The 26,800-nt window shown below is 71.1% G+C and carries 24 protein-coding genes; 14 read left to right on the top strand and 10 right to left on the bottom strand.

Features of this window, described 5'->3' with window-relative positions; genetic code table 11:
* Positions 1-11 precede the first annotated feature (11 nt).
* The 5 genes from NR112_RS02585 to NR112_RS02565 all read left to right on the top strand — a co-directional run bounded on the left by NR112_RS02585 (position 12) and on the right by NR112_RS02565 (position 4,727).
* The gene (locus tag NR112_RS02585; RefSeq protein WP_256792416.1) at positions 12-1,358 is read left to right on the top strand and encodes a site-2 protease family protein; all 1,347 of its coding nucleotides are present in this window, start codon (positions 12-14) and stop codon (positions 1,356-1,358) included.
* A 127-nt stretch (positions 1,359-1,485) separates the two neighbouring features.
* Positions 1,486-2,646 carry a flavodoxin-dependent (E)-4-hydroxy-3-methylbut-2-enyl-diphosphate synthase gene (ispG, locus tag NR112_RS02580; RefSeq protein WP_256792415.1) on the top strand — a complete coding sequence of 387 codons (1,161 nt, stop codon included), beginning with the start codon at positions 1,486-1,488 and terminating at the stop codon, positions 2,644-2,646.
* 1 nt (position 2,647) lies between these two features.
* A complete protein-coding gene (locus NR112_RS02575; RefSeq protein WP_256792414.1) occupies positions 2,648-3,325 on the top strand; it encodes a uridine kinase in 678 nt (225 codons plus the stop codon).
* A 115-nt stretch (positions 3,326-3,440) separates the two neighbouring features.
* Positions 3,441-4,286 carry a GNAT family N-acetyltransferase gene (locus NR112_RS02570; protein WP_256792413.1) on the top strand — a complete coding sequence of 282 codons (846 nt, stop codon included), beginning with the start codon at positions 3,441-3,443 and terminating at the stop codon, positions 4,284-4,286.
* A gap of 30 nt (positions 4,287-4,316) precedes the next feature.
* Complete coding sequence (locus NR112_RS02565; protein WP_256792412.1) at positions 4,317-4,727, top strand: MauE/DoxX family redox-associated membrane protein; 411 nt, start codon at positions 4,317-4,319, stop codon at positions 4,725-4,727.
* 4 nt (positions 4,728-4,731) lie between these two features.
* Here the strand turns inward: NR112_RS02565 and NR112_RS02560 are convergent, their stop codons facing one another.
* The 5 genes from NR112_RS02560 to mmsA all read right to left on the bottom strand — a co-directional run bounded on the left by NR112_RS02560 (position 4,732) and on the right by mmsA (position 10,711).
* Positions 4,732-5,586, bottom strand: a complete 855-nt coding sequence (locus NR112_RS02560; protein WP_256792411.1) for a GNAT family N-acetyltransferase — start codon at positions 5,584-5,586, stop codon at positions 4,732-4,734.
* Between the two features lie 71 nt (positions 5,587-5,657).
* Positions 5,658-6,461: a methyltransferase domain-containing protein gene (locus NR112_RS02555; RefSeq protein ID WP_256792410.1), complete on the bottom strand. Its 804-nt coding sequence runs from the start codon at positions 6,459-6,461 to the stop codon at positions 5,658-5,660.
* Between the two features lie 114 nt (positions 6,462-6,575).
* The gene (locus tag NR112_RS02550) at positions 6,576-7,676 is read right to left on the bottom strand and encodes a sugar-binding protein (RefSeq protein ID WP_256792408.1); all 1,101 of its coding nucleotides are present in this window, start codon (positions 7,674-7,676) and stop codon (positions 6,576-6,578) included.
* 129 nt (positions 7,677-7,805) lie between these two features.
* A complete protein-coding gene (mmsB, locus tag NR112_RS02545) occupies positions 7,806-9,104 on the bottom strand; it encodes a multiple monosaccharide ABC transporter permease (RefSeq protein WP_256792407.1) in 1,299 nt (432 codons plus the stop codon).
* A gap of 65 nt (positions 9,105-9,169) precedes the next feature.
* Positions 9,170-10,711, bottom strand: coding sequence for a multiple monosaccharide ABC transporter ATP-binding protein (mmsA, locus tag NR112_RS02540; RefSeq protein ID WP_256792841.1), 1,542 nt, complete (start codon positions 10,709-10,711; stop codon positions 9,170-9,172).
* A 438-nt stretch (positions 10,712-11,149) separates the two neighbouring features.
* Between mmsA and NR112_RS02535 the strand changes: the two genes are divergently transcribed.
* The 7 genes from NR112_RS02535 to NR112_RS02505 all read left to right on the top strand — a co-directional run bounded on the left by NR112_RS02535 (position 11,150) and on the right by NR112_RS02505 (position 18,417).
* Positions 11,150-12,928 carry a proline--tRNA ligase gene (locus tag NR112_RS02535; protein ID WP_256792406.1) on the top strand — a complete coding sequence of 593 codons (1,779 nt, stop codon included), beginning with the start codon at positions 11,150-11,152 and terminating at the stop codon, positions 12,926-12,928.
* The gene (locus tag NR112_RS02530; protein ID WP_256792404.1) at positions 12,925-13,719 is read left to right on the top strand and encodes an HAD family hydrolase; all 795 of its coding nucleotides are present in this window, start codon (positions 12,925-12,927) and stop codon (positions 13,717-13,719) included. Before NR112_RS02535 ends, NR112_RS02530 begins: the two co-directional genes overlap by 4 nt.
* Positions 13,716-14,498, top strand: a complete 783-nt coding sequence (locus NR112_RS02525) for a TSUP family transporter (RefSeq protein ID WP_256792403.1) — start codon at positions 13,716-13,718, stop codon at positions 14,496-14,498. The genes NR112_RS02530 and NR112_RS02525 overlap by 4 nt, the downstream gene beginning before the upstream one ends.
* Before the next feature lie 137 nt (positions 14,499-14,635).
* The gene (locus NR112_RS02520; RefSeq protein ID WP_256792402.1) at positions 14,636-16,057 is read left to right on the top strand and encodes a ferric reductase-like transmembrane domain-containing protein; all 1,422 of its coding nucleotides are present in this window, start codon (positions 14,636-14,638) and stop codon (positions 16,055-16,057) included.
* A 63-nt stretch (positions 16,058-16,120) separates the two neighbouring features.
* Entirely contained in the window at positions 16,121-16,699 is a 579-nt protein-coding gene (locus NR112_RS02515) for an FMN-binding protein (RefSeq protein WP_256792401.1), read from the top strand.
* A 33-nt stretch (positions 16,700-16,732) separates the two neighbouring features.
* Positions 16,733-17,533: an FAD:protein FMN transferase gene (locus tag NR112_RS02510; protein ID WP_256792400.1), complete on the top strand. Its 801-nt coding sequence runs from the start codon at positions 16,733-16,735 to the stop codon at positions 17,531-17,533.
* Between the two features lie 455 nt (positions 17,534-17,988).
* A complete protein-coding gene (locus tag NR112_RS02505) occupies positions 17,989-18,417 on the top strand; it encodes a hypothetical protein (protein WP_256792399.1) in 429 nt (142 codons plus the stop codon).
* A 58-nt stretch (positions 18,418-18,475) separates the two neighbouring features.
* Here NR112_RS02505 and NR112_RS02500 read toward each other — a convergent pair whose 3' ends face one another.
* From NR112_RS02500 to NR112_RS02480, 5 genes are all read right to left on the bottom strand, one after another.
* Complete coding sequence (locus NR112_RS02500) at positions 18,476-19,273, bottom strand: response regulator transcription factor (RefSeq protein ID WP_256792398.1); 798 nt, start codon at positions 19,271-19,273, stop codon at positions 18,476-18,478.
* Positions 19,274-19,361: 88 nt separating this feature from the next.
* Positions 19,362-21,368 (bottom strand): thioredoxin domain-containing protein, encoded by a 2,007-nt coding sequence (locus NR112_RS02495; protein ID WP_256792397.1) that lies wholly within the window; start codon positions 21,366-21,368, stop codon positions 19,362-19,364.
* A gap of 57 nt (positions 21,369-21,425) precedes the next feature.
* Positions 21,426-22,826, bottom strand: a complete 1,401-nt coding sequence (locus NR112_RS02490) for an MATE family efflux transporter (protein ID WP_256792396.1) — start codon at positions 22,824-22,826, stop codon at positions 21,426-21,428.
* A 161-nt stretch (positions 22,827-22,987) separates the two neighbouring features.
* Positions 22,988-23,956: an aminoglycoside phosphotransferase family protein gene (locus tag NR112_RS02485; protein ID WP_256792395.1), complete on the bottom strand. Its 969-nt coding sequence runs from the start codon at positions 23,954-23,956 to the stop codon at positions 22,988-22,990.
* A complete protein-coding gene (locus NR112_RS02480; protein WP_256792394.1) occupies positions 23,953-24,957 on the bottom strand; it encodes a hypothetical protein in 1,005 nt (334 codons plus the stop codon). Before NR112_RS02480 ends, NR112_RS02485 begins: the two co-directional genes overlap by 4 nt.
* A 133-nt stretch (positions 24,958-25,090) precedes the next feature.
* Between NR112_RS02480 and rimP the strand changes: the two genes are divergently transcribed.
* Both rimP and nusA read left to right on the top strand, forming a co-directional pair.
* Positions 25,091-25,717 (top strand): ribosome maturation factor RimP, encoded by a 627-nt coding sequence (gene rimP / locus NR112_RS02475; protein WP_256792393.1) that lies wholly within the window; start codon positions 25,091-25,093, stop codon positions 25,715-25,717.
* On the top strand, positions 25,717-26,760 hold the full coding sequence (gene nusA / locus NR112_RS02470; protein ID WP_256792392.1) for a transcription termination factor NusA: 1,044 nt from the start codon (positions 25,717-25,719) through the stop codon (positions 26,758-26,760). Before rimP ends, nusA begins: the two co-directional genes overlap by 1 nt.
* The last annotated feature ends 40 nt before the right edge of the window (positions 26,761-26,800 follow it).

Raw genomic sequence — 26,800 nt, 5'->3', positions numbered from 1 at the left:
ACAATGGAGGGGTGCTGTTCTTCCTAGGGGTCCTGGTCGTCGTCGTCGGTGTGGCGCTCAGCATCGCGCTGCACGAGATCGGCCACCTCGTGCCGGCCAAGAAGTTCGGGGTCAAGGTGACCCAGTACATGGTCGGTTTCGGCCCGACGGTCTGGTCGCGCAAGCGTGGCGAGACCGAGTACGGCATCAAGGCGATCCCGCTCGGCGGCTACGTCCGGATGATCGGCATGCTCCCGCCCCGTCCCGGCGACAAGCCCGGCGAGCTGCGCACGCTCTCGACCGGCCGGTTCAGCCAGATGGTCGACCAAGCCCGGGCCGACTCCATGGAAGAGGTCAGGCCCGGCGACGAGGATCGCGTCTTCTACAAGCTGAGCCCTGGTAAGAAGATCGTCATCATGCTCGGCGGCCCGGTCATGAACCTCATCATCGCGTTCGTCCTCATCACCGGCGTCATCACGCTCTACGGTCTGCCACACGTGGCCCCCAAGGTCGGGCTCCTCTCGGCGTGCGTGCCGACCACGGCCCCGACGCTGCAGGTGCCGCAGCCCGCGTGCAAGCCCGGCGACCCCGTGGCGCCGGCCAAGGCCGCGGGCCTGCAGGAGCGCGACCGCATCGTCTCCGTCGACGGCAAGCCGGTCAGCACGTGGGACCAGGTCACCTCGGCCATCCGCGACAGCAAGGGCGCCACGATGGCGTGGGTCGTCGAGCGCGGCGGTCACCAGGTCACCATCGCGATCACGCCCGCCGTCCTCGAGCGCGCCACGTACGACGACCAGGGCAACCCCGTCGCCAGGGACGGCAAGCCCGTCCTCGCGTCGATGGGCTTCGCGGGGATCACGCCCGGCCAGGAGCTCGTCCGCACCCCGATCGCCCAGGCGCCCGGCTTCGTCCGGGACCGCCTCGTCGACACCGCCTCGATCATCGTCAAGATCCCCGAGAAGATGACGGGCGTCGTCCAGGCCGCGTTCGGCAGCGGGGCGCGCGACCCCAACGGACCCATCTCGGTCGTCGGCGTCGGGCGCATCGGCGGCGAGGTCGCGGCGCTCGACATCCCGGCCGACGAGGGCGGCAACTGGGTCAAGCTGGCCCAGCTGATCCTGCTCATCGCCTCGCTCAACCTCGCGCTCTTCGTCTTCAACCTCGTGCCGCTCCTGCCGCTCGACGGCGGTCACGTCGCAGGGGCCGTCTGGGAGGCGATCAAGCGGGGGTGGGCACGACTGCGCCACCGTCCCGACCCGGGCTTCGTGGACGTCGCCAAGGGGCTGCCGATCGCCTACGGCATGAGCCTCGTGCTCATCACCATGTCGGTGCTGCTCATCTACGCCGACATCGTCAAGCCGATCAAGCTCTTCGGCTGAGCCGGCCGCGGCGCCGGAGCCGCGCGAGCGCGCCGACGGCACACGGATCGGTCTGCTCGTGCCTCACGCACCCGGCTGCGTCACCTCCCCCGGCTCCCGCTTCGGCGCGGCGCGACATAATGGCGCCATGAGCGTCTCCCTCGGTATGCCGCCCCTGCCCCCGCCGGTCCTCGCCCCGCGGCGACAGACCCGCCAGATCCAGGTCGGCAAGGTCGGCGTCGGCAGCGACTTCCCGGTGTCGGTGCAGTCGATGACGACGACGCCGACGACCGACATCAACGCGACGCTCCAGCAGATCGCCGAGCTCACGGCCTCGGGCTGCGACATCGTGCGGGTGGCCTGCCCGAGCCAGGACGACGCCGACGCACTGCCCGCGATCGCGCGCAAGAGCCAGATCCCGGTCATCGCCGACATCCACTTCCAGCCGAAGTACGTCTACGCGGCCATCGACGCGGGGTGCGCGGCCGTGCGTGTCAACCCCGGCAACATCCGCCAGTTCGACGACCAGGTCAAGGAGATCGCCAGGGCGGCCAAGGACGCCGGCGTCTCCATCCGGATCGGCGTCAACGCCGGCAGCCTCGACAAGCGGATCATGGAGAAGTACGGCAAGGCGACGCCCGAGGCGCTCGTCGAGTCGGCGGTCTGGGAGGCGAGCCTCTTCGAGGAGCACGACTTCCACGACTTCAAGATCTCGGTCAAGCACAACGACCCGGTCATCATGGTGCGTGCCTACGAGCTGCTCGCCGAGCGCGGCGACTGGCCCCTCCACCTCGGCGTCACCGAGGCCGGCCCCGCGTTCCAGGGCACCATCAAGTCGGCGACGGCCTTCGGCGCTCTCCTCTCGCGGGGCATCGGCGACACGATCCGCGTCTCCCTCTCGGCCCCTCCGGTCGAGGAGGTCAAGGTCGGCATCCAGATCCTGCAGAGTCTCAACCTGCGCCCGCGCAAGCTCGAGATCGTCTCGTGCCCGTCGTGCGGCCGCGCCCAGGTCGACGTCTACACGCTCGCCGACCAGGTCACCGCCGGCCTGGAGGGCATGACGGTCCCGTTGCGTGTCGCCGTCATGGGCTGCGTCGTCAACGGCCCGGGGGAGGCCCGCGAGGCCGACCTCGGAGTCGCCTCCGGCAACGGCAAGGGCCAGATCTTCGTCAAGGGCGAGGTCATCAAGACCGTCCCCGAGGCGCAGATCGTCGAGACGCTCATCGAGGAGGCCATGCGTCTGGCCGAGGAGATGGGCGAGCCGGTCGACGAGGAGTCGGCCGGGACCCCGAGCGTCACCGTCAGCTGAGGTGCGCGCCCCCGTCCGTTCGACCGAGCGGTATGCCGTCCTGCACGACCTCGCCGAGCGTGTCGTCGCGCTGCGCCCGGGTGAGCGCGTGGCCGTGGCGGTCGACGGCTTCGACGGCGCCGGCAAGACAGTCCTCGCGGACCAGCTCGCCGAAGTGATCGGCGGCCTCGACGCGGCGCGCGGCGTGCTGCGCCTCTCCATCGACGGGTTCCACCGGCCCAGGGCCCAGCGCTTCGCCCGGGGTCGGGGGCCGGAGACCTTCTACGAGGACTCCTACGACTACGACGCGTTCCGGCGCGCCGTCGTCGAGCCCTTCCGCCGCGGCGAACCCGTCACCCCAGCCGTCAACGACGTCGAGGCCGACGAGCCGGTGCGGCGCGCCCCCGTCACGGTCGGGCCCGACACGGTGCTGATCGTCGACGGGATCTTCCTCCAGCGTCCGGAGCTCGCCGACGTCTGGGATGCCGCGGTGTGGGTCGAGGTGCCCTTCACCGTCTCGGTGCCCCGGGGCAACGCCCGCTTCGGGGACGGACACGACCCCGACCCGGAGGCGGAGTCGAACCGCCGCTACGTGCAGGGCCAGCGCCTCTACCTCGCGGCTGCCGACCCGCGAGCCCGGGCGAGGTGGGTGCTGGACAACACCGACCTCGAGCGGCCCGGCCTCGTCGCGCGACGGTGAGACCCGGCTCCGAGCGGTTCCGGCCGGCCGCACGAAGGCCCGGTCACGGTGGTCGTGACGGGTTCGTGAGGCGCGCCGGGGTGACACCCGGCCCGCGGGCGGGCACTCTTGGGTGGTGCTCCGCCAACGCCTCCCTGTGCGACCGCTGTCGGCGGCCGACCACGACGCCGCGCTCGAGGTGTGCGCGCGTGACCGGGTGGCCAACGCCTTCGTCGCCGCCCGCATCGTCGAGGGATCGCTGCGCACGTCCCCGGGCGCGCTCCTCGGGCACTGGGGCGACGGTGAGCTGCGCGGCCTCGCCTGGGTCAGCGCCAACGTCGTGCCCGTGGAGCTCGACGACGACGGCGTCGCGGCCGTCGCGACGCGCATCAGCAGGATGCGCCGTCAGTGCGCCTCGATCTTCGGCCCGAGCGGGCAGGTCGTGGGTCTGTGGGATCGGCTCGGCCCCACGTGGGGACCCGTTCGCGCGATCCGCACCCACCAGCCGCTGCTGACGACACGCACGCGTCCCTCGACGCTCGGCATGCGCCTCGACCCCGGAGTGCGGCCGGCCCGGATGGACGAGGTCGACCTCGTCCTTCCCGCCGCGGCGCACATGTTCACCGAGGAGATCGGCTACCCGCCCTACTTCGGCTCCGACCGCGGCTACCGGGCGAGCATCGCCGCGTTGATCCGCGCCGGCCACACTTTCGTCAAGATCGAGGACGGCGAGGTCGTCTTCAAGGCCGACGTCGGTTCGCTCGCCCTCGGCTGCGCCCAGGTCCAGGGGGTCTGGCTGCATCCTCGGCTGCGCGGACAGGGTCTGTCGGTGCCTGCCATGGCGAGCGTCGTCGAGCAGGTGCTGTCGGGCCTGGCTGACGAGGTGTCGCTCTACGTCAACGACTTCAACGTCGCGGCTCGAGCGACGTATGAGCGCTGCGGCTTCCGCGAGGTCGGTTCGTTCACGACGGTGCTGCTCTAGCTCCTCGGGAGACCGGCCTAGGGTGGACGCATGAAGACCGTGACGAACGCCCCGCTCGGCAGGGACGCCATCGCTCTGGCCGGCCTCTTCCTCGCCTCGGGCACGATGCACTTCGTCAGGCCCGAGCCCTTCGAGGCGATGGTGCCCCAGCAGCTCCCGTCACGCCGCGCACTCGTGTATGCCTCGGGGGCGCTCGAGATCGCCTGCGCCGTGGGGCTGTTCATCCCTCGCACGCGTCGCGTGGCCGGTCTGGCGTCGGCGGCACTTCTCGTCGCGGTCTTCCCGGCGAACGTCACGATGACGGGCCAGGCCAAGCGTCGCCTCGACCGGAAGCCGGACGACGCGAAGCGGCAGGGCTACCTCGCCGCGACCGTCGCGCGGCTGCCGCTCCAGTGGCCGATGATCCGCACGGCGATGCGCGCCGGGGGAGTGATGCGCTGAGGCGTCAGGCCAGGTCACCGAACGCGATGCTGATGCTGTCACCGACACGCCGGTAGCCCATCGCCGTGTAGATGGCGTTCGACGTCGGGTTGGCGAGGTCGGTGTAGAGCATGCAGGCATCGCCCGCATCGAGGCGGGCGATGCTGAGGGCGGCCACCACCCCGCTCGCGTAGCCGCGCCCGCGCAGTCCCGGCGGGGTCCACACCCCTGAGATGCGGGTGACCCCACCGCTGGCGGGGGAGGCATACGCCATCGACACCGTGCGGCCGGCGTCCTCCCAGAGGCCGACCCGTCCGTCGTCGACGTGCCGGTCGAGGGACGGGACGACCCGGCCCTCGCCCTCGATCGCGTCGACGAACTGCTGGTGCCAGCCGTCGACGAGCGCCGTGTCGGCCTGCCTCGCGAGCCGGAAGGAGCCGCTCACCTCGAAGGGCACGTGCGGCCGGGCCGGCAGGTCGAAGCGGCCCACCTCCATGGCGACCCTCGACGTCGCCCCGGTGCGCGCGACCCACTCCGTGGCGAAGGCCTCGGCCGGTTCACGCTGGCCGCCGACGCCGGGCAGCACGTCGCGCCGTGCCGCGAGCAGGGCGGCGAGGTCGCGGGCCTCGTCGGCGCTGGCGAGCGCGATGTGCAGCGGGTGGGGCGGCGTGTGCATGAAGGCACCGACCACCTCACCGCGCGCGTCGGTGGCCGCCCACCACCTCGGGCCCACGTAGCGGCTCCGGTCGACGACGAGACCCTCCGTCACGCTCGCGAGGACGCTGAGCGCCTCCGGTTCGCGCGCCACGAGGCCCGCGAAGCGCGCCTGTGCCTCGGCGGCGTCGGTGACGAGCGTGAACGTGCTGGAGGAGCGCGGCATACGGTAACTCTCGCAAGGCACGCCCGGTGACCGCGACCGGATTCCGCTGTCGCCCGGCCGCCGTGGATGTCTCAGACGTGGGCGAGGACGTCCGCGTGGGTCATCGCGAACCACGCGTCGGGGTGCGTCGACCAGGCCTGCCAGGCGGCGCTGATCCCCGCGAGCTCGTCGTCGGTCGCGAGCCCCCGCCCCAACGCCTGGGTCGCGAACGTCGACTCGAGGGTGCGCCGCGCCCACGTGCCGCCCCACCATGCGCACTGCTCCGGCGTCGCGTACGTCCACAGCGAGGCCGACGGCGTGAGCCGGGTGAGTCCGGCGGCGTGCGCCCAGGCGACGAGGTGGCGGCCGGCGTCCGGCTCGGCGTGGTTGAGTCGCGCGAGGTGGCGGTAGAGGTCGAGCCAGCGGGTCATCCCCTGCGATGCCGGGTGCCACACCATCGAGGCGTAGTCGACGTCGCGTGTGGCGACGATGCCTCCCGGGCGAGCGACCCGCGCCATCTCCCGCAGGGCGCCCACGGGGTCGGTGAGGTGCTGGAGCACCTGGTGGGCATGGACGACGTCGAAGGACGCGGCGGCATACGGAAGTGCCATGACGTCGGCGCGCTCGAAGCGGGTGCGTTCGTCACCGCGTGCTGCAGCGTGGCGGCGGGCCTGCTCGAGAGGGCCGTCGACGATCTCGACCCCGACCACCTCGCCCGAGGGGCCGACCGCCTCGGCGAGGTCGAGCGTGATCGTGCCGGGCCCGCAGCCGACGTCGAGGACCGTCAGCCCGTCGTGCAGGTGGGGGAGCAGGTAGGCCGCCGAGTCGGCGGCGGTCCGCGCCCCGTGCGACGCGAGGACGCTCGGGTGGTGACCGTGGAGATAGACGTCCGCCATGGCGCGACGCTACGCCTCGTCCGCGGTGCGAACCGGGACTGTCCACGCACGACGAAGGCCCGCCCCTGGAACGGGGCGGGCCTCCACCGAGTGCGGTGACCTGGCGGTCTCAGCTCACTTGGTGAGCGGGGCCAGCGTCGGGTCGTTCGCATAGGCCTCGGCTGCGTTCTCCTTGGTCACGATGACCGGGGGAAGCAGGTTGGCCGGGACGACCTTGACACCGTTGTTGTAGGACTTGGTGTCGTTGACCGTCGGGGCCTGGCCCTTCTGGAGGGCGGTGACCATGGCGATGGTCTCCTTGACGAGGTTGCGGGTGTCCTTGTTGATCGTGGAGTACTGCTCACCCGCCATGATCGACTTGACCGACTCGACCTCGGAGTCCTGGCCGGTCACGATCGGCACGGGCTTGGTCGCGTCCTTGACCGACGTGATGATCGCGCGGGCCAGCGTGTCGTTGGGCGACAGGACGCCGTCGAGCGCCGCGCTCGTGTAGTTGGCCGCGAGGAGGGTGTCCATGCGCTTCTGGGCGTTCTCGGCCTTCCAGCCCTGGGTGACGACCTGGTTGAAGTCCTTCTGGCCGGAGACGACCTTGAGGGTGCCGTCGTCGATCTTCGGCTGGAGCACCTTCATGGCGCCGTCGAAGAACACCTGGGCGTTCGCGTCGTCGGGGGAGCCGGCGAAGAGCTCGATGTTGTACGGGCCGTTCGGCTTCTTCTTGGCCATGCCGTCGAGCAGGGCCTGGCCCTGCAGCTCGCCGACCTTGAAGTTGTCGTAGGCCACGTAGTAGTCGACGGCCGCAGTGTTCTTCACGAGACGGTCGTACGCGATGACCGTGGCGCCGGAGTCCTTGGCGGCCTTGAGCTGGGTGCCCAGCTGCGAGCCGTCGATCGCACCGACGACGATGACCTTCGCGCCCTTGGTGACCATGGCCGAGATCTGGTTCTGCTGCTCCGACACACCGCCGTTGGCGAACTGCACGTCGCCCTGGAAGCCGGCGGCGGACAGGCCGTCCTTGAACAGCTGCTCGGCGAGCACCCAGTTCTCGGACGTCTTCTGCGGCAGGGCGACGCCGATGACCGCGTTGGCGGGGAAGCCCGCCGCTGCAGAACCGCCGGATGCGCCCGGCGTCGTGCCGGTGTCGCTGCTCCGACCGCAACCGGTCAGAACAAGGGCGGCCACAGCCGTGACGCCCAGCACCTTGGTGAAGGTACGCATGTGCTCTCTTTCCTCTCATCGCGTCCGGGCGGAGCGCGGATCCCTCTCGGTCGCGGGCGGGCGCCCTGACCGTGTCTTTGGTGGGTCTTTGGTGGGTCTTGGTGGGTCTTGGATGGGCCGATCCGCAGCTCAGCTGGACTGGCGGATGGTCTCGGAGACCGGAGTCGTCTCGGTGGCCGCGGACGGCGGCGGTGGGGCGGCCGAGTCGTCGTCGCTGCCACCGCGTCGGAAGTTACGGGTCAGCATGCCGAGCAGCGACACGCGTCCCTGCGACTTGTTGTACACGTCGAAGGCGACGGCGACGAGGAGCACGAGGCCCTTGATCATCTGCGTCGCGTCTGCGCCGATTCCCTTGAGCTGCAAGCCGTTGTTGAGCACGGCCATGACGAGGCCTCCGACGATGGAGCCGACGACGGTGCCGACTCCGCCGGTGACGGCGGCGCCACCGATGAAGACGGCCGCGATGGCGTCGAGCTCCCAGCCGACACCGTCGGACGGGCCGGAGGCGGTCGAGCGCGCCACGAAGATCATGCCGGCCAGGGCGGCCAGGATCGACATGTTCATCATGACGAGGAAGTTGACCTTCTTGCTCTTCACGCCGGAGAGCTCGGCCGCGTGCCGGTTGCCGCCGACGGCGTAGATGTGGCGGCCGATGACGGTGCGGTTGGAGATGAAGCCGTAGAGCAGGACGAGGACGGCCAAGATGATGCCGGAGATCGGGAAGGACGTGCCGGGGCGGCCCGAACCGAAGAGCAGCGTCGCGCCGATGATCGCGGCGCAGATGAGGCCGAGCCGCACCCACATGACCCACGCCTCCTCGACCTCGGCGCCCAGCTTGACCAGGGCGCGGCGGCTGCGGAGGCTGCCGACGACGATCCCGACGGCGAGCAGCAGGCCGATGAGGACGGTGAGGTTGTTGTAGCCGGTGTCGGGGCCCACCTCGGGCAGGTAGCCACCGCCGATGACCTGGAAGTCCTCGGAGACGGGCACCGAGTTGGACTTGCCGACGTACTGGTTCGCGCCGCGGAAGAGGAGCATGCCCGAGAGCGTCACGATGAAGGCCGGGATGCCGACGTAGGCGGTCCACATGCCCTGCCACGCGCCGACGAGGGCGCCGATCGCCAGCCCGAGGATGATCCCCATCCACCAGCTGAGGTTCCAGTCACGCATCGCGATGGCCACGCAGATGCCGACGAACGCCGCGACGGAGCCGACGGAGAGGTCGATGTGGCCGGCGATGATGACGAGCACCATGCCGATGGCGAGGACGAGGATGTAGGAGTTCTGCTGGAAGATGTTGATGACGTTGTCCGGCGTGAGCGTGAGCCCGCCGGTCCAGATCTGGAAGAAGATGATCAGCGCCACGAGGGCGAAGATCATGCCGAGCTGACGGGTGTCGCCACCGAAGATCTTCTTGACCTTGTCCATGGGTGCAGTCCTGGCTGTGTCGGGTGTGGATGGGGGAGGTGTCGGGCCCGGCGTCTCGGCGCCGGTCACGCGCTCTCGCGCGTGGTCGCCTCGGAGCCGCCGTGCGTGCGCCGGGTCATGAGTCGCATCAGCGACTCCTGGTCGGCCTCCTCGCGGGACAGCACGCCGGTGACCGCGCCCTCGGCGATCGTGTAGATGCGGTCGGACAGGCCGATCAGCTCGGGGAGCTCGGACGAGACGAGGATGACGCCCTTGCCCTCCGAGGCCATCCTTTGGATGATGCCGTAGATCTCGAACTTGGCACCGACATCGATGCCGCGCGTGGGCTCGTCGAGGATGAGCAGGTCTGGCTCGGTGAAGAGCCACTTCGCGAGGACGACCTTCTGCTGGTTGCCGCCGGAGAGCTTCGAGACCCCCTCGTTCACGTTGGGAGCCTTGGTGCGCAGGGACTTCCGGTAGGACTCGGCGTAGTTGTACTCCTCGCGCTCGTCGACGACGAAGCCGTGGGTGATGCGCGACAGCCGGGCCGAGACGGTGGTGCGCTTGATGTCGTCGAGGAGGTTGAGACCGAGCGTCTTGCGGTCCTCGGTGACGTAGGCGAGGCCGGCGTCGATGGCGTCCGCGACGGACCGCAGCCGCACCTCCTTGCCGTCCTTGAGGATCGTGCCCTCGACGTACGTGCCGTAGGAGCGACCGAAGAGGCTGCGCATGAGCTCGGTGCGTCCGGCGCCCATGAGGCCGGCGAACCCGACGATCTCTCCTCGGCGGACGAAGAAGTCGCTGTGCTTGGCCACGAGCCGGTCGGCGACGCTCGGGTGGCGCACCGTCCAGTTGCGCACGTCGAAGAAGACCTCACCGATGTCGGGGGTGTGGTCGGGGAAGCGCGACTCGAGGTCACGGCCGACCATGCCGCGGATGATGCGGTTCTCGTCGACGCCGTCCTCCTTGACGCGGAGGGTCTCGATCGACTTGCCGTCGCGGATGATGGTGATGGAGTCGGCGATCTGCTCGATCTCGTTGAGCTTGTGGCTGATCATGATGCAGGTGACGCCCTTGGAGCGCAGGCCCGCGATGAGGTCGAGCAGGTGCTGCGAGTCGCCTTCGTTGAGTGCGGCGGTCGGCTCGTCGAGGATGAGCAGCTTGACGTCCTTGGAGAGCGCCTTGGCGATCTCGACGAGCTGCTGCTTGCCGACGCCGATGTCACGGATCTTGGTGTCGGGCTCCTCCTCGAGGCCGACGCGGGCGAGCAGCTCGCGCGCCTTGACGCGGGTCGAGAGCCAGTTGATGACGCCGCTCTTGGCCGTCTCGTTGCCGAGGAAGATGTTCTCGGCGATCGACATCTCCGGGATGAGCGCGAGCTCCTGGTGGATGATGACGATGCCGGCGTGCTCGCTGTCGCGGATGTTGTTGAACTCGCACAGGTGACCCTCGAAGTGGATCTCGCCGTCGTAGGTGCCGGCCGGGTGCACCCCGGAGAGCACCTTCATGAGGGTGGACTTGCCGGCGCCGTTCTCCCCGCAGATCGCGTGGACCTCTCCGCGGCGCACGGCCATGGAGACGTTCGAGAGCGCCTTGACGCCGGGGAACTCCTTGGTGATGTCCTGCATCTCGAGGATGACGCTGCCGGGAGGGTTCGCGGCAGGGGCCGCGGCGCCGGTGCTGTCCGCACCCGAGGATCCAGGAGCCGGGATGGAGGGATCGCTCATCTGGTCGTCAACACTCCTTTGTGGTGTTTCGTGAGGCGCGAACGCCCTCCCCGATTGTTGCTCACCGTTCATCCGTGCGTGGCCGAACACCCCGTCGTGTTGTCACAAGGACGTCACGATGTCTGGACGAGTTCGACCGCACCTGCCGATCCGGCAGGCTCACTGAACACGCGGGCCTACTCGCCGGTCAAGCCCGTGACCGGTTCCTGTCCGGTCAGGACAGGAAGTGGACAAGATGCGGGCCAACGGGACATCGCGGGCGGCCGATATCCTGCCGGGGTTCCGCACCCGCGCGGGTTCCCGCCGCGCCGTGCACCCTGCACCACTCGAGGAGTCCCGGTGGCCCTGCACATGTCGTCCCTGTTCCTGCGAACCCTTCGTGAGGACCCGGCGGACGCAGAGGTCCCGAGCCACCGGCTGCTCGTCCGCGCCGGCTACGTGCGGCGGGTCAGCCCCGGCGTCTACACGTGGCTGCCCCTCGGCCTGCGCGTGCTGCGCAACGTCGAGAAGATCGTCCGCGAGGAGATGGACGCCATCGGCGCCCAGGAGCTGCTCTTCCCGGCACTGCTGCCCAAGGAGCCCTTCGAGGCCACCGGTCGCTGGACCGAGTACGGCGACAACATCTTCCGCCTCAAGGACCGCAAGGGAGCCGACCACCTGCTCGGCCCGACCCACGAGGAGATGTTCACCCTCACGGTCAAGGACCTCTACAGCTCCTACAAGGACCTGCCGCTCTCGATCTACCAGATCCAGACGAAGTACCGCGACGAGGCCCGTCCGCGCGCCGGCGTGCTGCGGGGCCGCGAGTTCGTGATGAAGGACAGCTACTCCTTCGACGTCGATGCCGCAGGTCTCGACAAGAGCTACCAGCTGCACCGCGAGGCCTACGTCCGCATCTTCGACCGCCTCGGCTTCCACTACGTCATCGTCGAGGCGATGGCCGGCGCCATGGGTGGCAGCAAGAGCGAGGAGTTCCTCGCCACCGCCGAGGTCGGCGAGGACACCTACGTGCGGTGCACGAGCTGCGGCTACGCCGCCAACGTCGAGGCCGTACGCGTGCCCGCCCCCGACCCGGTCGGCTGGGACGGCGTGCCGGCTGCTCACGCCGAGGACACCCCCGACACCCCGACCATCGACACGCTCGTCGCCCACCTCAACGAGCGCTTCCCCCGCGAGGACCGCCCGTGGGCCGCGGGCGACACGTTGAAGAACGTCGTCGTGACGCTCGTCCAGCCCGACGGCACCCGCGAGCCGCTCGCCATCGGCGTCCCGGGGGACCGCGAGGTCGACGAGAAGCGCCTCGGCGCGCAGGTCGAGCCGGCGGAGGTGGAAGCCTTCACCGAGGCCGACTTCGCGGCCAACCCGGCGCTCGTCAAGGGCTACATCGGCCCGGGTGCGCTCGGACTCGAGGGCACGACCGGCATCCGCTACCTGCTCGACCCCCGGGTCGCCGAGGGCAGCCGCTGGGTCACCGGCGCCAATGTCGCCGGCCAGCACGTCATCGACCTCGTCGCCGGCCGCGACTTCACGGCCGACGGCACCATCGAGGCCGCCGAGGTCCGCGCCGGTGACGCCTGCCCGAACTGCGACCACACGCTGTCGACGGCCCGCGGCATCGAGATGGGCCACGTCTTCCAGCTCGGCACGAAGTACGCCGAGGCGCTCGACCTCAAGGTGCTCGACCAGAACGGCAAGCTCGTCACGGTCGTCATGGGCTCCTACGGGGTCGGCGTCTCACGGGCCGTCGCCTGCGTCGTCGAGGGCAACCACGACGAGTCCGGCATCGTCTGGCCGCGCGAGCTCGCGCCCGCCGACGTCCACATCGTCGTGGCCGGCAAGGACGAGGCGCTCTTCGTCAAGGCCGAGGAGCTCGCCCGCGAGCTCGAGATCCAGGGCCTCACCGTCCTCGTCGACGACCGCAAGGGCGTCAGCCCCGGCGTGAAGTTCAAGGACTCCGAGCTCGTCGGCATCCCGACGATCCTCGTCATCGGCCGCGGGCTCGCCGACGGCACGGTCGAGATCAAGGACCGGCGCACGGGAGAGCGCCGGGAGGTCGCCGTCGACGACGCCGTCGCCGCCCTGACCGCCGAGGTCACCGCGGAGGTCGAGCGCTCGTGAGCTCCTCGCCATGCCCGGTCGAGGCGGTCGTCTTCGACTGGGGCGGCACGCTGACGCCCTGGCACGAGGTCGATCTGCCCCAGCAGTGGCGCGTCTTCGCCCGCACCGTGCACGGGCTGCCGGTCGAGGATCCCGCGATGCCCGCCGAGGACCTGGCCGAGGCTGACTCGCTCGCCATGCGCATCCACGAGGCGGAGGAGCGGGCCTGGCGTCGCGGGCGAGAGACGCACGAGAGTGCGTCACTCGCGTCGATCCTCGAGTCGGCCGGTGTCGACGCCGAGCACGACCGCCACCACCTCGCGCTGGCCGCCTACCAACGCTTCTGGGAGCCTCACACCCACACGGACAGGCAGGTCCGACCGCTCTGGGAGTCGCTGCAGCGCAGGGGGATCCGAATCGGTGTGCTGTCAAACACGATCTGGACCAGGGACTACCACCGGGAGGTCTTCGCCCGAGACGGTGTGTTGGACCTGCTCGACGCCGACGTCTACTCGTCCGAGATCCACGTCGTGAAGCCCCACCCCGACGCCTTCCACGCCGTCTGCGACGCGCTGGGCGTCGCCCCGGAGCGGGCGGTCTACGTGGGCGACAGGATCTTCGAGGACGTCCACGGTCCGCACCAGGTGGGCATGCGCGCGATCCTCGTGCCGCACTCCGACATCCCCCCGGGCCAACGCACTGCGGTGGACGCCCGGCCTGACGCCGTCGCGGACGAGCTGCTCGACGTCGCCGGGATCGTGGCCCTCTGGAACCACGAGGCTCGGGGGGTCGACGGGGGCGACGAGGCGTGAGCGATCCCACGCTCACCACTCTGGCGTTCCTCGGTGCCGCGGCCTTCGTCGCGGGATGGATCGACGCCGTCGTCGGCGGGGGCGGCCTCGTGCAGCTGCCGGCTCTGCTCATCGGGCTCCCCGGCGCGTCCCCCGCACAGCTGCTCGCGACGAACAAGTTCGGCTCGATCTTCGGCACGGCGACGAGCTCGGTCACCTTCTACCGACGCGTGCGGCCCGACCTGCGCACGGCGCTGCCGATGGCAGCCGTCGCCTACGTGGGGTCGATCGGCGGGGCGCTCATCGGGCTGCACATCCCCAAGTCGGCGTTCTACCCCATCATCCTCGTGCTCCTCGTCCTCGTCGGGGGCTACACGCTGTTCAAGCCCGATCTCGGCAAGGAGTCGATCCGCCGCTTCCACGGCGCCCGGCACACCGTGCTCGCGATGCTCACGGGCTTCACCATCGGGGTCTACGACGGCGCGCTCGGTCCCGGCACCGGGAGCTTCCTCGTCTTCGCCCTCGTCGGTCTGCTCGGCTACAACTTCCTCGAGGCGAGCGCCAAGGCGAAGATCGCCAACTTCGCCACGAACCTCGGCGCGCTGACCGTCTTCCTGCCGATGGGCCTCGTGCTCTTCAAGGTGGGCGTCATCATCGCGGGTGCGAACCTGCTCGGCGGCTATGTCGGGGCGCGCACGGCCGTCGCGAGGGGGAGTGGTTTCGTGCGCGTCGTGTTCGTCCTCGTCGTCACCGCGTTCATCGTCAAGATCGGCGGGAGTCTGCTCGGCTGGTGGCCCTGACCGGTTCCGGTCCCCCTGCTGCCCGGCCCGGACGGGCCTCCACCGCCGGCGGCGCGGAGGCGGGCGGCCCCTGACTCACACCAGAGGCACCCCGTCGACACAGCGCACCCACAGGGTCCGCCACAAATGTGTGTGACATGAGCTCACTCGCCCTCCCCGAGAGCCGCGACCTCTCGGTGCTGGCCACGTCGCGACGCCGGGCGCTCGCCCCCACGCCCCGTTGGTGGCGCGACGCCTCCGCCGTGTTCGCCTGGGCGGTCACGCTGTTCGTCGTGGCCCTCTGGGTCGTCGGGGGAGGGCTGACCGCCTTCGGCTCGCTCGGTGAGAGCGTCACCAACATCGGGCGCCTCGCCGGGCTCGTCGCCTCGGTGCTGATGCTCCTGCAGGTGCTGCTCATGGCTCGCATCCCGCTCGTGGAGCAGGCCTGGGGACAGGACGAGCTCGCCCGAGTCCACCGGCTCGTCGGCTTCACCTCGTTCACCCTCATGATCGCCCACATCGCCCTCGTCACCGTCGGCTACAGCGTTGGTACCGACCTCGGCGTCGTCGCCACCTTCGTCGACCAGGTCCTGCACTCTCCGGGCATGCTGCTCGCTCTCGCCGGCACGGTCGCGCTCGTCATGGTCGTCGTCACCTCCGTGAAGAAGGCGCGCGCCAAGATGCGCTACGAGTCGTGGCACCTGCTGCACCTCTACGCCTACCTCGGGGCCGGCCTCGCGCTGCCGCACCAGCTCTGGACCGGGGCGGACTTCACCGCGAACGTCACCGCGACGGTGTTCTGGTGGGGTCTGTACGCCTTCGCCCTGGTCGCCGTCCTCGTCTACCGGGTGGGGCTGCCGCTCGTCCGCTCGCGCCGCCACCGCCTGGTCGTCTCCGCGGTCGTCGCCGAGTCCCCGACCGTGACGTCCGTCGTCATGACGGGCCGTCGCCTCGACCGCCTCCCCGTCCGTGCCGGCCAGTTCTTCCAGTGGCGCTTCCTCGACGGCGCGGGCTGGACCCGAGGCAACCCGTACTCGCTGTCCGCCGCGCCCGACGGTCGCTCGCTCCGGATCACGGCCGAGGCCGTCGGTGGCTCGAGCGCGCGCCTCGCGACCCTCCGCCCGGGCACCAAGGTCCTCGTCGAGGGCCCGTACGGCCGCCTGCACGCCGGGGTGCGCACGAGCGAGAAGGCCGTGCTCATCGGAGCCGGCATCGGCATCACGCCGCTGCGCGCCATCCTCGAGGGGTTGCCCGCGTCGCAGGACGGGGTCGTCGTCATCTATCGCGTCGGCAGCCAGTCCGACATCGTCCTCGGCGACGAGCTGCTCGACCTCGCCCGGGCCAAGGGCGGCCGCGTCGTCGCCGTCGTCGGCCACCGCAACCGCGAGCGCGAGAGCTGGCTCCCCGTCGACTCACGACACCTGAGCGACGTCGAGGCCCTGACCCGGATCGTCCCCGACATCGCCGATCGTGACGTCTACGTGTGCGGCAACCCCGCCTGGATGGACGCCGTCATCACCGCAGCCCACGAGGCCGGTGTGTCCCCGGACGCCGTCCACCACGAGCGTTTCGCCTACTGAGATTTGGCAGCCGTCGCGCCCGACTCCGCGACGTGCACCGACCCGAACCGAATCGAGCCCCCCATGCGTCGCATCGTCCTCTGGGCCATGAGCACCCTGACCGTGCTCGTCCTCCTCTTGAGCTACAGCACGTCCCGCAGCTCGTCCGCCGTCGTGGCCGCGGAGACCCGTCAGGTGACGACGAGCAGCAAGACCTCGGCCAGCACCGGCTCCGCGTCCGGGTCGTCGTCCGCGTCCTCGACCGACTCCTCCGGTCAGGAGCCCGCCGACGACACCACCACGTCAGGCTCGTCCTCGTCCTCGTCGTCGTCCTCGGGCTCGTCCGGCTCCTCGGGCTCGTCCGGCTCGACGAGCACCTCGTCCGCGGCGAAGACGTACGCCGGTGACGCCGTCATGACCCGCTTCGGCAACGTCCAGGTCCAGATCACCGTCCAGAGCGGCAAGATCACGGCCGCCGAGGTGCTCCAGGTCCCGTGGAACGACCGGCACGACCAGATGATCAACTCGGCCGCCGTCCCGGTCTACAACCAGGAGGCCGTCAGCGCCCAGTCCGCGCAGATCGATGTCGTGTCCGGTGCCACGTACACCTGGGACGGCTACACGCAGTCCCTGCAGTCCGCCATCGACCAGGCCAACCTCTGAGGCACTCTTGAGACAGGCGACCAAGGAGCGAACATGAGCCGACCCGTCACGCGACCGCGCCAGCCCGGCGTCCCCGACCCCGCCCCCACGCCGGCACGGCGGGCGTGGGTCGAGCAGATCATGGGTATGCCGATCTCCATCCACCTGCGCGGCGACGACGTCGACGGTCTCGCCGCCCACGAGGCGGTGGCGTCGGCCTTTCGGATCCTTCGCGAGATGGACTCGATCTTCTCGACCTACCGCGCCGACTCCGACCTCATGCGCCTGCGCCGCGAGGAGGTCGAAGTCGCGCAGTGCAGTCCTCTCGTGGAGGAGGCACTGCGCATCGGGCAGGAGGCCGAGGTGCTCACCCAGGGGGCGTTCACGACCCTGCTGCCCACGGGAGACGGTGACCTCGCGTTCGACCCGACAGGCCTCGTCAAGGGGTGGGCCGTCGACCGTGCATCAGTGCCCCTGTCGGCGCTGGAGCGGATCTCCTTCTGCATCAATGCCGGTGGCGACATCCTGATCGGTGCCCATCCCGACGTGCGCGCTGAGGGACCCGAGGCCATCGTCTGGCGGGTCGGCGTCGAGGACCCACGCGACCGGCAACGGGTCGCGCACACCCTGACGCTGACGCGTGGGGCCGTGGCGACCTCGGGGACGGCGGCCCGGGGTGCCCACCTCTACGACCCGGCGTCCGGTGAGCTCGTCGGACGTCCCGGATCCGTGACGGTGACCGGACCGACCCTGCTGTGGGCCGACATCTGGGCCACGGCACTCTTCGTCGGATCGGAGCGCACGAGCGAGGCCTTCGCGACGAGCGCGACGGACTACCTCTCGACGGCCCTCTGACCCCGCACAGCGCGCCGTGGCGCGCGCCCTGGCGTCGCCCCCTCAGCCACCCGTCGGGATGTGTGCAGGACAAGAGGCGCACGCCTGACCGAACCGGTAGGGCCTTGAGGCTTTCTTGCGCAAACCATGCGCGCCCTGGGCCTCGCACCTTGCAGTTGGCGCGGCAGAGTCGTCCTCATCAGCAGCAACGGTCGGGGGACCGGCTCGCTGACTCAGAGACCTTCGGGCGAGTGCCCGCCGATCCGGGGAGGAGAGCGCCATGACCGTCAGCACCGACACTGACCCTGCAGTGACGGTGCGCGGTTGCGGCGCCCTCCCCGGTCGGCGGGCCCACTCGGAGCTTTCGGTGGGGGGAGGGGACCGGAGCGGGACGGGCCAGCCGGTGGGAGGCCGGCCCGTCCTGACCCTGGACCTCGCCCGACGTCCGCAGCGCCCCAGGACGGCTCAGGGCCCGGATGCCGTCAGCGCCGGCCGTGGCCGCTGAGCAGGTCGTGAGCCCGACCTGTTCCGGACTCACGATCGACCAGCTCGACCCGACGGCCCTGACCCGTCTCGCGTCGGAGCTCGAGAGCGACGACCTCGCCCGTTCCATCGCCCGGACCTACCTGCGGATGCTCGATGCACGGCTGGCCCGCGCCGCGTCTGCGCTCGATCGCCGCGACCAGGTCGCGGCGATGGACGTGCTGCTCAGCCTGCGCGTCTCGTCGGCCACCGTCGGACTCGTCCGGCTCGAGTCGGCCGTGCTCTGCGTCATTGACGCAGTCAGTCGCGGAGAGACCGAGCTCGCCCGCGAACGCGGGACGTCGATGCTGGGCCTGGCCCCAGGTGCACGCGTCGCGCTGCGGTCCCACCTCGACCGCTCGGCCCCTCCGGTCGTCGCCTGACCTCCGGCGCGTCGACGCGGCGACACGTGGGAGCGGTCCCACAGCAGCGCCGTCGGCGTCAGAACGCGTCGGGCTCCTCCATGCGGTAGCCCACGCCCCGCACGGTCCGGATCGGGGCACGCGTGCCGTCGGGGCCGAGACGGCTCAGCTTGCGGCGGAGGTTGCCCACGTGCACCTCGACGAGGTGCTCCTCGGACCACCCGGGTCCCCACAGGCTGTCGAGGAGGACGGCGCGCGACCACACGCGGCGCGGTGCGCTGATCAGCGTCGACAGCAGGTCGAACTCGGTGCGGGTCAGGTCGACCTCCCGGTCGTCGACCGTGGCGACGCGGCCCTCCGGGTCGACGGCGATGCGACCGTGACGCACGAGCTCGGGTGCCGGCTCGTCCGGCGTCGTGCCGTCCGCGGGCGGCACGACGGCTGAGGCGGCCGACGTGGCGCTGGACGAACCCGCCCCGTCGTCGGATCCGTTGGGTCCACCGGTGCGCGGGCGGCGGAACATCGCGTTGACGCGGGCCTGCAGCTCGCGAGGGCTGAACGGCTTGGTGAGGTAGTCGTCGGCGCCGATCTCGAGGCCCATGAGGCGGTCGATCTCGTCGGTGCGCGCGCTGATCATGACGACGTAGGCCTGGCTCACGTCGCGCACCCGGCGACACACCTCGATGCCGTCGAGGTCGGGCAGGCCCAGGTCGAGGGTGACGAGGTCGGGGTCGGTCGCGACGACGAGCTCGAGGCCCGCCTGTCCCGAGGACGCCGCCGAGACCTCGAAGCCCTGCATGGTCAGGCTGTGCGTGATGAGCTCACGGATGTCGTCGTCGTCCTCGACGACGACCGCGGTGCGCGCTGAGCCCATCATGCGGTGATTCTTGCAGAATGCGGCGGTTTGGCCCGCGAGTTGCGAATGTCGGGCGGTTCGTCGCCTCAGCCGCCACTCCGCCGCCCACTCAGACACCCGCTCCGCCGAGCCCGTCGGCCGCCCCGGACCCCAGCTGTGCAGCCAGGTGGTGGGAGTCGGTCGTGGGCAGTCCGCAGACCATGCCGCGACAGACGTAGGCCGCAGCCCGTCCGCCGACGAGCGGGCGGTCGGCCAGCAGGGGGACTCCGGCCGCGTCCGGCTCGCCGCGCACGACGACGAGTCCAGGGCTCGGGGACCGCCGCGCCACTGCCTCGAGCGCGTCGGCGTCGCGACCGGACCCGACGACGGCGACCTGCAGCGGTCCGGTGACGAGGGACTCGGCGACCGCGAGGGACCACCCGCCGAACCGCGGCTCGCGGACGGCCAGCCCCATCCCCGCAGCGGTGGAGGTGGCGCCGGCCGCGAGGGCGGCCGTGTCACCGGTCACCGCGCCGAGGGTCACGAGCGCTCCCGCCAGGGCGGACTGCCCCGCGGGCTCGGCGTTGTCCGCGGCGCTGCGAGGGCGCAGGTAGAGCGGCTCGGCGTCCGAGGCGGTGTCGTGGAACCCGCCGTCGTCGGCCGCGAAGTCGCTCGCGGTGTCCAGGACCTGTCGGGCGGCCTCGAGCCAGCGCGGCTCACCCGACACCTGGTGCAGCACGAGCAGCCCCTCCGCGAGGTTGCCGTGGTCGTCCGCGACGGCACGAGCCGTCCCGACCGTGCCCAGTCGTGACGCACGCCGCAGCTGCCCGTCGACGACGTGCACGTCGAGGACGTGCGCGGCGCACCGGGTCGCGGCCGCCACCCAGTCCGGCCGCTCGAAAGCGGCGCCAGCACCCGCGAGCGCGGCGATCGCGAGGCCGTTCCACGACGTCACGACCTTGTCGTCACGACCGGGCTGAGGACGCTCGGCGCGGGCTGCCAGCAGTCGTGCGCGCACGTCGTCGAACCAGCCGCGCTCACCCGGCTCGGACGGCAGCTGCAGCGTCGAGGCGCCGTGCTCGAAGGTGCCCTCCGTCGTCACGCCGAGGAGCTCGGCCGCGACGGGGCCGTCGTCGTCGCCGAGGACCTCTCGCAGCTGCTCCGGTGTCCACGCGTACGTCAGCCCCTCGACGCCGGCAGCGTCGGCGTCGAGCGACGACGCGAAACCACCGGTCTCGGTGCCGAGCTCGCGCACGACGAAGTCAGCTGTCTCACGGGCGATGCGCTCGGCCAGCGGGTCGCGAGTCACCTTCCACCACGACGTGTACGCGCGCAGCAGCAGGGCATTGTCGTAGAGCATCTTCTCGAAGTGCGGCACGACCCAGCCGGCGTCGACGGCGTAGCGCGCGAAGCCACCGGCGAGCTGGTCGTAGAGGCCGCTGCGCGCCATCGCCTCGAGCGTGCGGGAGGCCATCGCGAGGGCGTCCCGGTCGCCGGTCCGGGCGTGGTGGCGCAGCAGGAACTCGAGCACCATCGACGGCGGGAACTTCGGTGCGCCGCCGAAACCGCCTGCGACGTGGTCGAACTGGCGGGCCAGCAGCCCGACCGCGGACGCCAACGCTCCCGGCTCGACGGCATACGGCGTCGGCGGTCGGAGTGCCTCGGCGAGGCTGGTGGCGATGTGCGAACCGGACGCGCGCACCTCGTCCTCGCGCGTGCGCCAGGCCTCGTCGAGGGCCGCCAGGACGCGGAGGAAGTGGTCGCGCGGAAAGTAGGTGCCGCAGAAGAACGGCTCGCCCTCGGGGGTGAGGAAGACCGTCATCGGCCAGCCGCCGTGGCCGGTCGTCGCAGTGACCGCCGACATGTAGACGGCGTCGATGTCGGGTCGCTCCTCGCGGTCGACCTTGACCGCGACGAAACGGTCGTTGAGCGCGGCGGCGACGGCCTCGTCCTCGAAGGACTCGTGGGCCATGACGTGGCACCAGTGGCAGGCCGCGTAGCCGACCGACAGGAGCACGGGGACGTTGCGCTCGCGCGCCTCGACGAACGCGGCCTCGCCCCACTCCTGCCAGTGCACCGGGTTGTCGCGGTGCTGGAGCAGGTAGGGGCTGGTCGCTCGGTCGAGGCGGTTGGGCATGCCACCACTCTCGCGCACGCCCTCGCCGGCTGGGGCGACGGGCGACCGAACGGGCCGTCAGGCGGTGACGCTCTCGCGCGGCGTGACGAGGCGATCCCAGCGGATACGACGCGCACGCCACGTGAAGATGGCGAGCTTGGCCAGCTCCTCGAGGATGCGGGCCACGAAGATGCCGACGTAGCCGAGTGGCGTGTGCAGGCCGAGGAGGACGGCGAGCGGCAGCCCGACCAGGAACGCCCCGACGACGTCGCCCATGATGACCCCGCGCACGTCGTTGGCGCTGGGCAGCACGCCCGCACCGACGATCATGTTGCGCACCTTGACCACCTGGAAGGCCGCGTTGATGAGGATGCCGACGCCGGCCATGGTGCGCACGTCGCGACCCGCCTCCCCGAAGAGGACGTCGAGCAGCAGCACCGTTGCGCCGAAGAGGACCCCGAAGACGGCAGCCGTCCCGACGCCCGCGCGGGTCAGCCGCCGCACCCAGGCCATCGCGTCGTCGACGTCACCGCGACCGACGGAGCGGCCGACGAGGGTGGTCGTGGCGCTCATGAGCCCGATGCTGCCCACGACGAAGACGCCCTCCAGCGTCGTGACGATCTGCGCGGCGGCCAGCGCCTCGTCGCCGAGCTGCTGGAACACGACGTTGTAGAGGAAGGTCCCGACGGTCCAGAAGAGCTCGGTGACGCCGAGTGGGAGCGCGAGGACGAAGAGGGGGACGATGACAGCCCGCCACTGCCGGACGCTGTCGGGCAGGCTCCAGCCGACGACGGCTCGTCGTCCGTAGGCCATCCACAGCAGGATGACCGCCTTGACGACGGCCGTCACGAGGGTGGCCCAGCCGGCGCCCGCGACACCGAGCGAGGGCAGCGGGCCGAGCCCGACGACGAGGGAGTACGCGATCACCGAGTTCGCGACCACGGTGACCATCGTCGCGATCATGGGGCTCGTCGGCCGGCCGGCCGAACGGAGGACGCCGGAGAGGATCGCGCTGAGCATGACCGGCAGCGTCGCGAGGACGGTGAGGCGGAAGTAGTCGGTGCCCGCGGCCGCCACCGACGGGGAGGCCCCGACGAGCGACATCAGGTGGTCGGCGAAGAGCCAGGGAACGAGCGAGACGACGACGCCGAGCCCGACGGCCACGAGCAGCGCGGCCGTGACCGTGTGGTCGAGGGCGTCCCGGCGACCGGCGCCGTGAGCCCGCGCCACGAGGATGCTCACCGACGTGCCGAGACAGCCGAGCGTCACCGCGAGGATGAAGGTGAGGCTGTTGGAGAAGCCCACAGCGGCGATCGCGGTGGCCCCGAGGCTCCCGACGACGATCTGGTTGACGAAGTTGAGCACGAGCATGAGGACGAACTCCATGCTCACCGGCACGGCGATGCGCGCGATCTCGCGAGCAGGGGTCGGCGTGGCCGAGCGCTGGTCGCGGGAGGTGGGCATGGCAAGGCGAGGCATGCGAGTGCCTTTCGACAACGAAGGTGGGGGAGCGCGACAAGGTTAAGGCGTCGAGCCCCTCGGAGTCGAAACGATTTGATCGACGACGTCGGGCGCAAGTCGTGGACGTGTCGTCGAGTCTGTTCCGAGCCTGTCGTGTCGGCGCTCGCGAGCCCGCCGGCTCAGTCGTTCATCGCCTTGATGATCGTCACCGCGAGACTGATCCGGTCGTGCGCCCAGGCGTCGTCGGAAGGGCCCTTCGCCAGTGCCTCGGCGGCGTCGAGGGCGTTGTCGGCCTCGCGGACGATCGTCCATGCGCGGGCCCGGCCCTCGTCGAGGCCGGCGCGCTCGCAGATGATCTCGAGGCGCCGACGCAGCGACCACCTCACCTCGGAGCCCGTCCCGAGCTCGCCGGCCCGGTTCCACAGGGCCGGAGCCACCTCGAACGCCGGGTCACCGGCCATCGGCTTGGGGTCGATGGCGAGCCACGGGGTTCGGTAGGCGGCGAGGACGTTGGTGTAGTGCAGATCGGTGTGCAGCAGCCGGTCCTCGACGGGGGCCCGCTCGACGAGCTCGCGGGCGAGCGTCGAGGCCTGGTCGAGGTAGCGCCGCGGCAGCACCGCGGGTGCCGCCGCCAGCTCCTCGGCCTGACGGAGGGCGTATGCCGTGAGGCTGGGCACGCGTGGGTGCGGGGGTCGTCGCAGGACCCGGAGCAGGTCACCGATGACGCCGCACGCCTCCTCGATGTCGACGCGGGTCAGGTCGCGGGTGTGCAGCCGCTCGAGGAGCAGGGCGAAGCGCGCGGGGTCGGCCCGCACGAGGCGCACCGCACCGTGCCCGTTCCACGTCTGGAGCGCCAGGTGCTCGGTCGCGGCCTCAGGATGCGGCCAGGTGATCTTGAGGATGCCCTCGCCGCTCACGCCGACGACGTCGCGGCCCGAGCCCAGCAGCCGCACCGGGATGGCCACCGCGCACACGCCGTTCGTGGCTCGCCCGATCGGCTCGAGCTCCCAGTCGGCGAGCAGGTCGGTGATGAGCCCGGGCAGTGCGTCGATCCAGTCCTCGCCGGAGAGGTAGCCGTCGGGCTCGTAGCCGCTCACCTCGTGGGCGAAGAGGGCGGGGATGAGGTCGTACATGGGGTCGTAGCTCACGCGGTGGCTCCCGGGAAGGCGGTCAGGGGCACGTCCCAGTCGACGGCGAGTGCCTGGACGGCGGCGCTCCAGCGTGCGACGTCCTCGAGCGAGGCGGCGCTCGGGCTCGGGGCGGCCAGATCGGTGGCCGCGTCCACGGCGGACGACAGGGTCTCGGTCGCGAGCCGTCCGGCCGCCCCGGGTGTCGTGACGGGGTACGGCAGCGCCCACCCGGCAGGAGTCGTCGAGCTCGCGCCCGAAACGGCGATGTCGAGGCGCACCAGTGCGGCGAGCGTGTCCTCGGCCTGCGACCGCTGCTCGCCAGAGCTCTGGGCCGCGACGACCTCGAAGGCGTACACGAGGGGGGAGGTGCGGGACACGATCTCGGGTCGCACCGGGCTCGGCGGCGACATGGCGACGTCCCGCCCGAGGAGCACCGCGCCGGCGAGGCGTTGTCCGTACGCAGCCGCGAGGAGCTGGCGGGTGTCGACGGTCGCCGTCGTGAGCGCGGACCAGTCGTCGGGCCCGAGCGAGTCGAGCAGGGCGGCCAGCTCCCGGCGGGTGCGGACGGCCGGTTGGCTCGTCGGCGAGGCGGCCGAGGGCGTGGGAGTGCCCGCGGAGCGGGCCCGCGACGACGGCGCAGGCCCTGCGGCCACAGCGGCGTCGATGACGGTCGTCGGCACGCCGGCGTTCGTGAGCCGCCCGCGCAGGACGCGCAGCTGCTCCCGGTTGACGGTGCGCAGCCGACGGACCAGGCCGCCACCCTCGTCGCCCGCGAGGACCGACGTCTCGGCCGCCACGATGTGGTCGAGGTCGGCCACCGCCGAGAGCAGGAGCGCCTCGTCCGGGGCCGGACGGCGCGTGGGCACCGGTGGTGGAGGCGGCGGCACGTCGAGGCGCAGTCCGCGATCGACGAGCAGGGCGAGCGCGACGGCACCGCCGCCGAGCACGAGAAGGCGGCGCGGGGGACGGCCGAGACCCTCCATCACCCGTGACCCGAGCCCACGGGTGTCGCCGTCCATGCCGAGATCTTCGCACGCGGGCGGCGGTCTGCGACGACCCCCCGGCGCCGATAGAGTGGTGGGCACGCGGTGCCGGTCGCGCCCTTCGGGGCGTCGGCGCCGGACATTCGAGAAGAGCAGGAGGCGTCGACTGATGAGCACGGCCCAGGAGATCAGAGCGACGCTCGAGCCGGTGCTCGCGCCCCTCGGGCTCGTCGTCGAGGACGTCTCCGTGTCTCCCGCCGGCAAGCGGCGGCTCGTCCGTGTGCTCGTCGACTCCGACATCGCCGGTCTCGACGCGGCCGACACGACGAGTGCCGTCCCGCCGCTCTCGCTCGACGCCGTAGCGGAGGCGACTCGTGCCGTGAGCGACGAGCTGGACGCGAGCGACGTGACGGGTCAGGCGCCGTACGTCCTCGAGGTGTCCTCACCCGGGGTCGGCCGACCGCTCACCTCTCGCGACCAGCTCCGGCGTCAGGTGGGGCGACTCGTCGAGATCGTCCACCAGGACGGCACCGACACCGGGCGCCTCACCGAGGTCGGCGCAGACTCGCTCACCCTCGAGGTCCCCGCCACGAAGAAGACCCCGGCGCGCCACGTGACCCTCGACCTCGACACCGTCCAGCGCGGCACCGTGCAGGTCGAGTTCTCGCGCTCTGGCACCGCGACCGACGACGCCGTCGACGACGCCGAGGACGACTCCTCCGACGACTCCTCAGACGACGCACACGACGACACCCACGACCCGGACGAGACGTCCGCCCTGGAAGGGGACCACTGATGGACATCGACCTCGCAGCCCTGCGCGCCCTGGAACGTGAGCGCGACATCAGCCTCGACGTGCTCATCCCCGCCATCGAGCAGGCGCTCCTCGTCGCCTACCACCGCACCGACGGCAGCCAGCGCATCGCGCGGGTCGAGCTGGACCGCAAGACCGGCCACGTCATCGTCTGGGCCCGTGAGGAGGGCGACCTGCTTCCGGCCGCGGAGGAGGGTGAACGTCCGCAGCGTGGCGAGCCCGGAACCGAGTTCGACGACACCCCGGTCGGGTTCGGCCGCATCGCTGCATCGACGGCGCGGCAGGTCATCGTCCAGCGACTGCGCGACCTCGAGGACGAGGCGATCCTCGGCGACTTCAAGGGCCGCGAGGGTGACGTCATCTCCGGCATCATCCAGCAGAGCCAGGACCCCCGGAACGTCCTCGTCGACTTCGGCACGGTCGAGGGCATCCTGCCGCTGGCCGAGCAGGTGCCGGGCGAGCGCTACGTCCACGGCGAGCGCCTGCGCTGCTTCGTCGTCAGCGTCAAGCGCGGGCCCAAGGGCCCCCAGGTGGGTCTGAGCCGCACCCACCCCAACCTCGTGCGCACGCTCTTCAAGTTCGAGGTGCCCGAGATCGCCGACGGCACCGTCGAGATCGCCGCTCTGGCCCGCGAGGCCGGTCACCGCACGAAGATCGCAGTCCACAGCCGGGTTGCCGGCGTCAACGCCAAGGGCGCGTGCATCGGCCCGATGGGTGCCCGAGTCCGTGCCGTCATGACCGAGCTGCGCGGCGAGAAGATCGACATCGTCGACTACGCCGACGACCCAGCTACCTTCGTCGCGGCCGCCCTGTCGCCCGCCCGGGTGCAGTCCGTCGAGATCGTCGACGCCACGGCCCGCGCCGCGCGTGTCGTCGTGCCCGACTACCAGCTGAGCCTCGCGATCGGCAAGGAGGGCCAGAACGCCCGCCTCGCAGCCAAGCTCACCGGATGGCGCATCGACATCCGTCCCGACACCGAGGCGGCCGACTCCGCCGCGAAGCACGGGACGACCGACAGCCCCTGAGGCCGGCTCGCTCCCCGATGCGCGGTCTCGCGCTGCGGCG

It is taken from the genome of Terrabacter sp. Ter38, assembly GCF_024519435.1.
Lineage (GTDB): Bacteria > Actinomycetota > Actinomycetes > Actinomycetales > Dermatophilaceae > Terrabacter.
The sequence above is the reverse complement of the archived record's forward strand: the minus strand, read 5'-3'. Positions and strand labels throughout refer to the sequence as shown.

Bases quoted from the DNA above. Each gene is read 5' to 3' on its own strand.
- ispG (WP_256792415.1), top strand. From the start codon at position 1,486: ATGAGCGTCTCCCTCGGTATGCCGCCCCTGCCCCCGCCGGTCCTCGCC.
- NR112_RS02565 (WP_256792412.1), top strand. From the start codon at position 4,317: ATGAAGACCGTGACGAACGCCCCGCTCGGCAGGGACGCCATCGCTCTG.
- NR112_RS02560 (WP_256792411.1), bottom strand. From the start codon at position 5,586: ATGCCGCGCTCCTCCAGCACGTTCACGCTCGTCACCGACGCCGCCGAG.
- NR112_RS02555 (WP_256792410.1), bottom strand. From the start codon at position 6,461: ATGGCGGACGTCTATCTCCACGGTCACCACCCGAGCGTCCTCGCGTCG.
- NR112_RS02550 (WP_256792408.1), bottom strand. From the start codon at position 7,676: ATGCGTACCTTCACCAAGGTGCTGGGCGTCACGGCTGTGGCCGCCCTT.
- mmsB (WP_256792407.1), bottom strand. From the start codon at position 9,104: ATGGACAAGGTCAAGAAGATCTTCGGTGGCGACACCCGTCAGCTCGGC.
- mmsA (WP_256792841.1), bottom strand. From the start codon at position 10,711: ATGCAGGACATCACCAAGGAGTTCCCCGGCGTCAAGGCGCTCTCGAAC.
- NR112_RS02520 (WP_256792402.1), top strand. From the start codon at position 14,636: ATGAGCTCACTCGCCCTCCCCGAGAGCCGCGACCTCTCGGTGCTGGCC.
- NR112_RS02515 (WP_256792401.1), top strand. From the start codon at position 16,121: ATGCGTCGCATCGTCCTCTGGGCCATGAGCACCCTGACCGTGCTCGTC.
- NR112_RS02510 (WP_256792400.1), top strand. From the start codon at position 16,733: ATGAGCCGACCCGTCACGCGACCGCGCCAGCCCGGCGTCCCCGACCCC.
- NR112_RS02505 (WP_256792399.1), top strand. From the start codon at position 17,989: ATGCCGTCAGCGCCGGCCGTGGCCGCTGAGCAGGTCGTGAGCCCGACC.
- NR112_RS02500 (WP_256792398.1), bottom strand. From the start codon at position 19,273: ATGATGGGCTCAGCGCGCACCGCGGTCGTCGTCGAGGACGACGACGAC.
- NR112_RS02495 (WP_256792397.1), bottom strand. From the start codon at position 21,368: ATGCCCAACCGCCTCGACCGAGCGACCAGCCCCTACCTGCTCCAGCAC.
- NR112_RS02490 (WP_256792396.1), bottom strand. From the start codon at position 22,826: ATGCCTCGCCTTGCCATGCCCACCTCCCGCGACCAGCGCTCGGCCACG.
- NR112_RS02480 (WP_256792394.1), bottom strand. From the start codon at position 24,957: ATGGACGGCGACACCCGTGGGCTCGGGTCACGGGTGATGGAGGGTCTC.
- rimP (WP_256792393.1), top strand. From the start codon at position 25,091: ATGAGCACGGCCCAGGAGATCAGAGCGACGCTCGAGCCGGTGCTCGCG.
- nusA (WP_256792392.1), top strand. From the start codon at position 25,717: ATGGACATCGACCTCGCAGCCCTGCGCGCCCTGGAACGTGAGCGCGAC.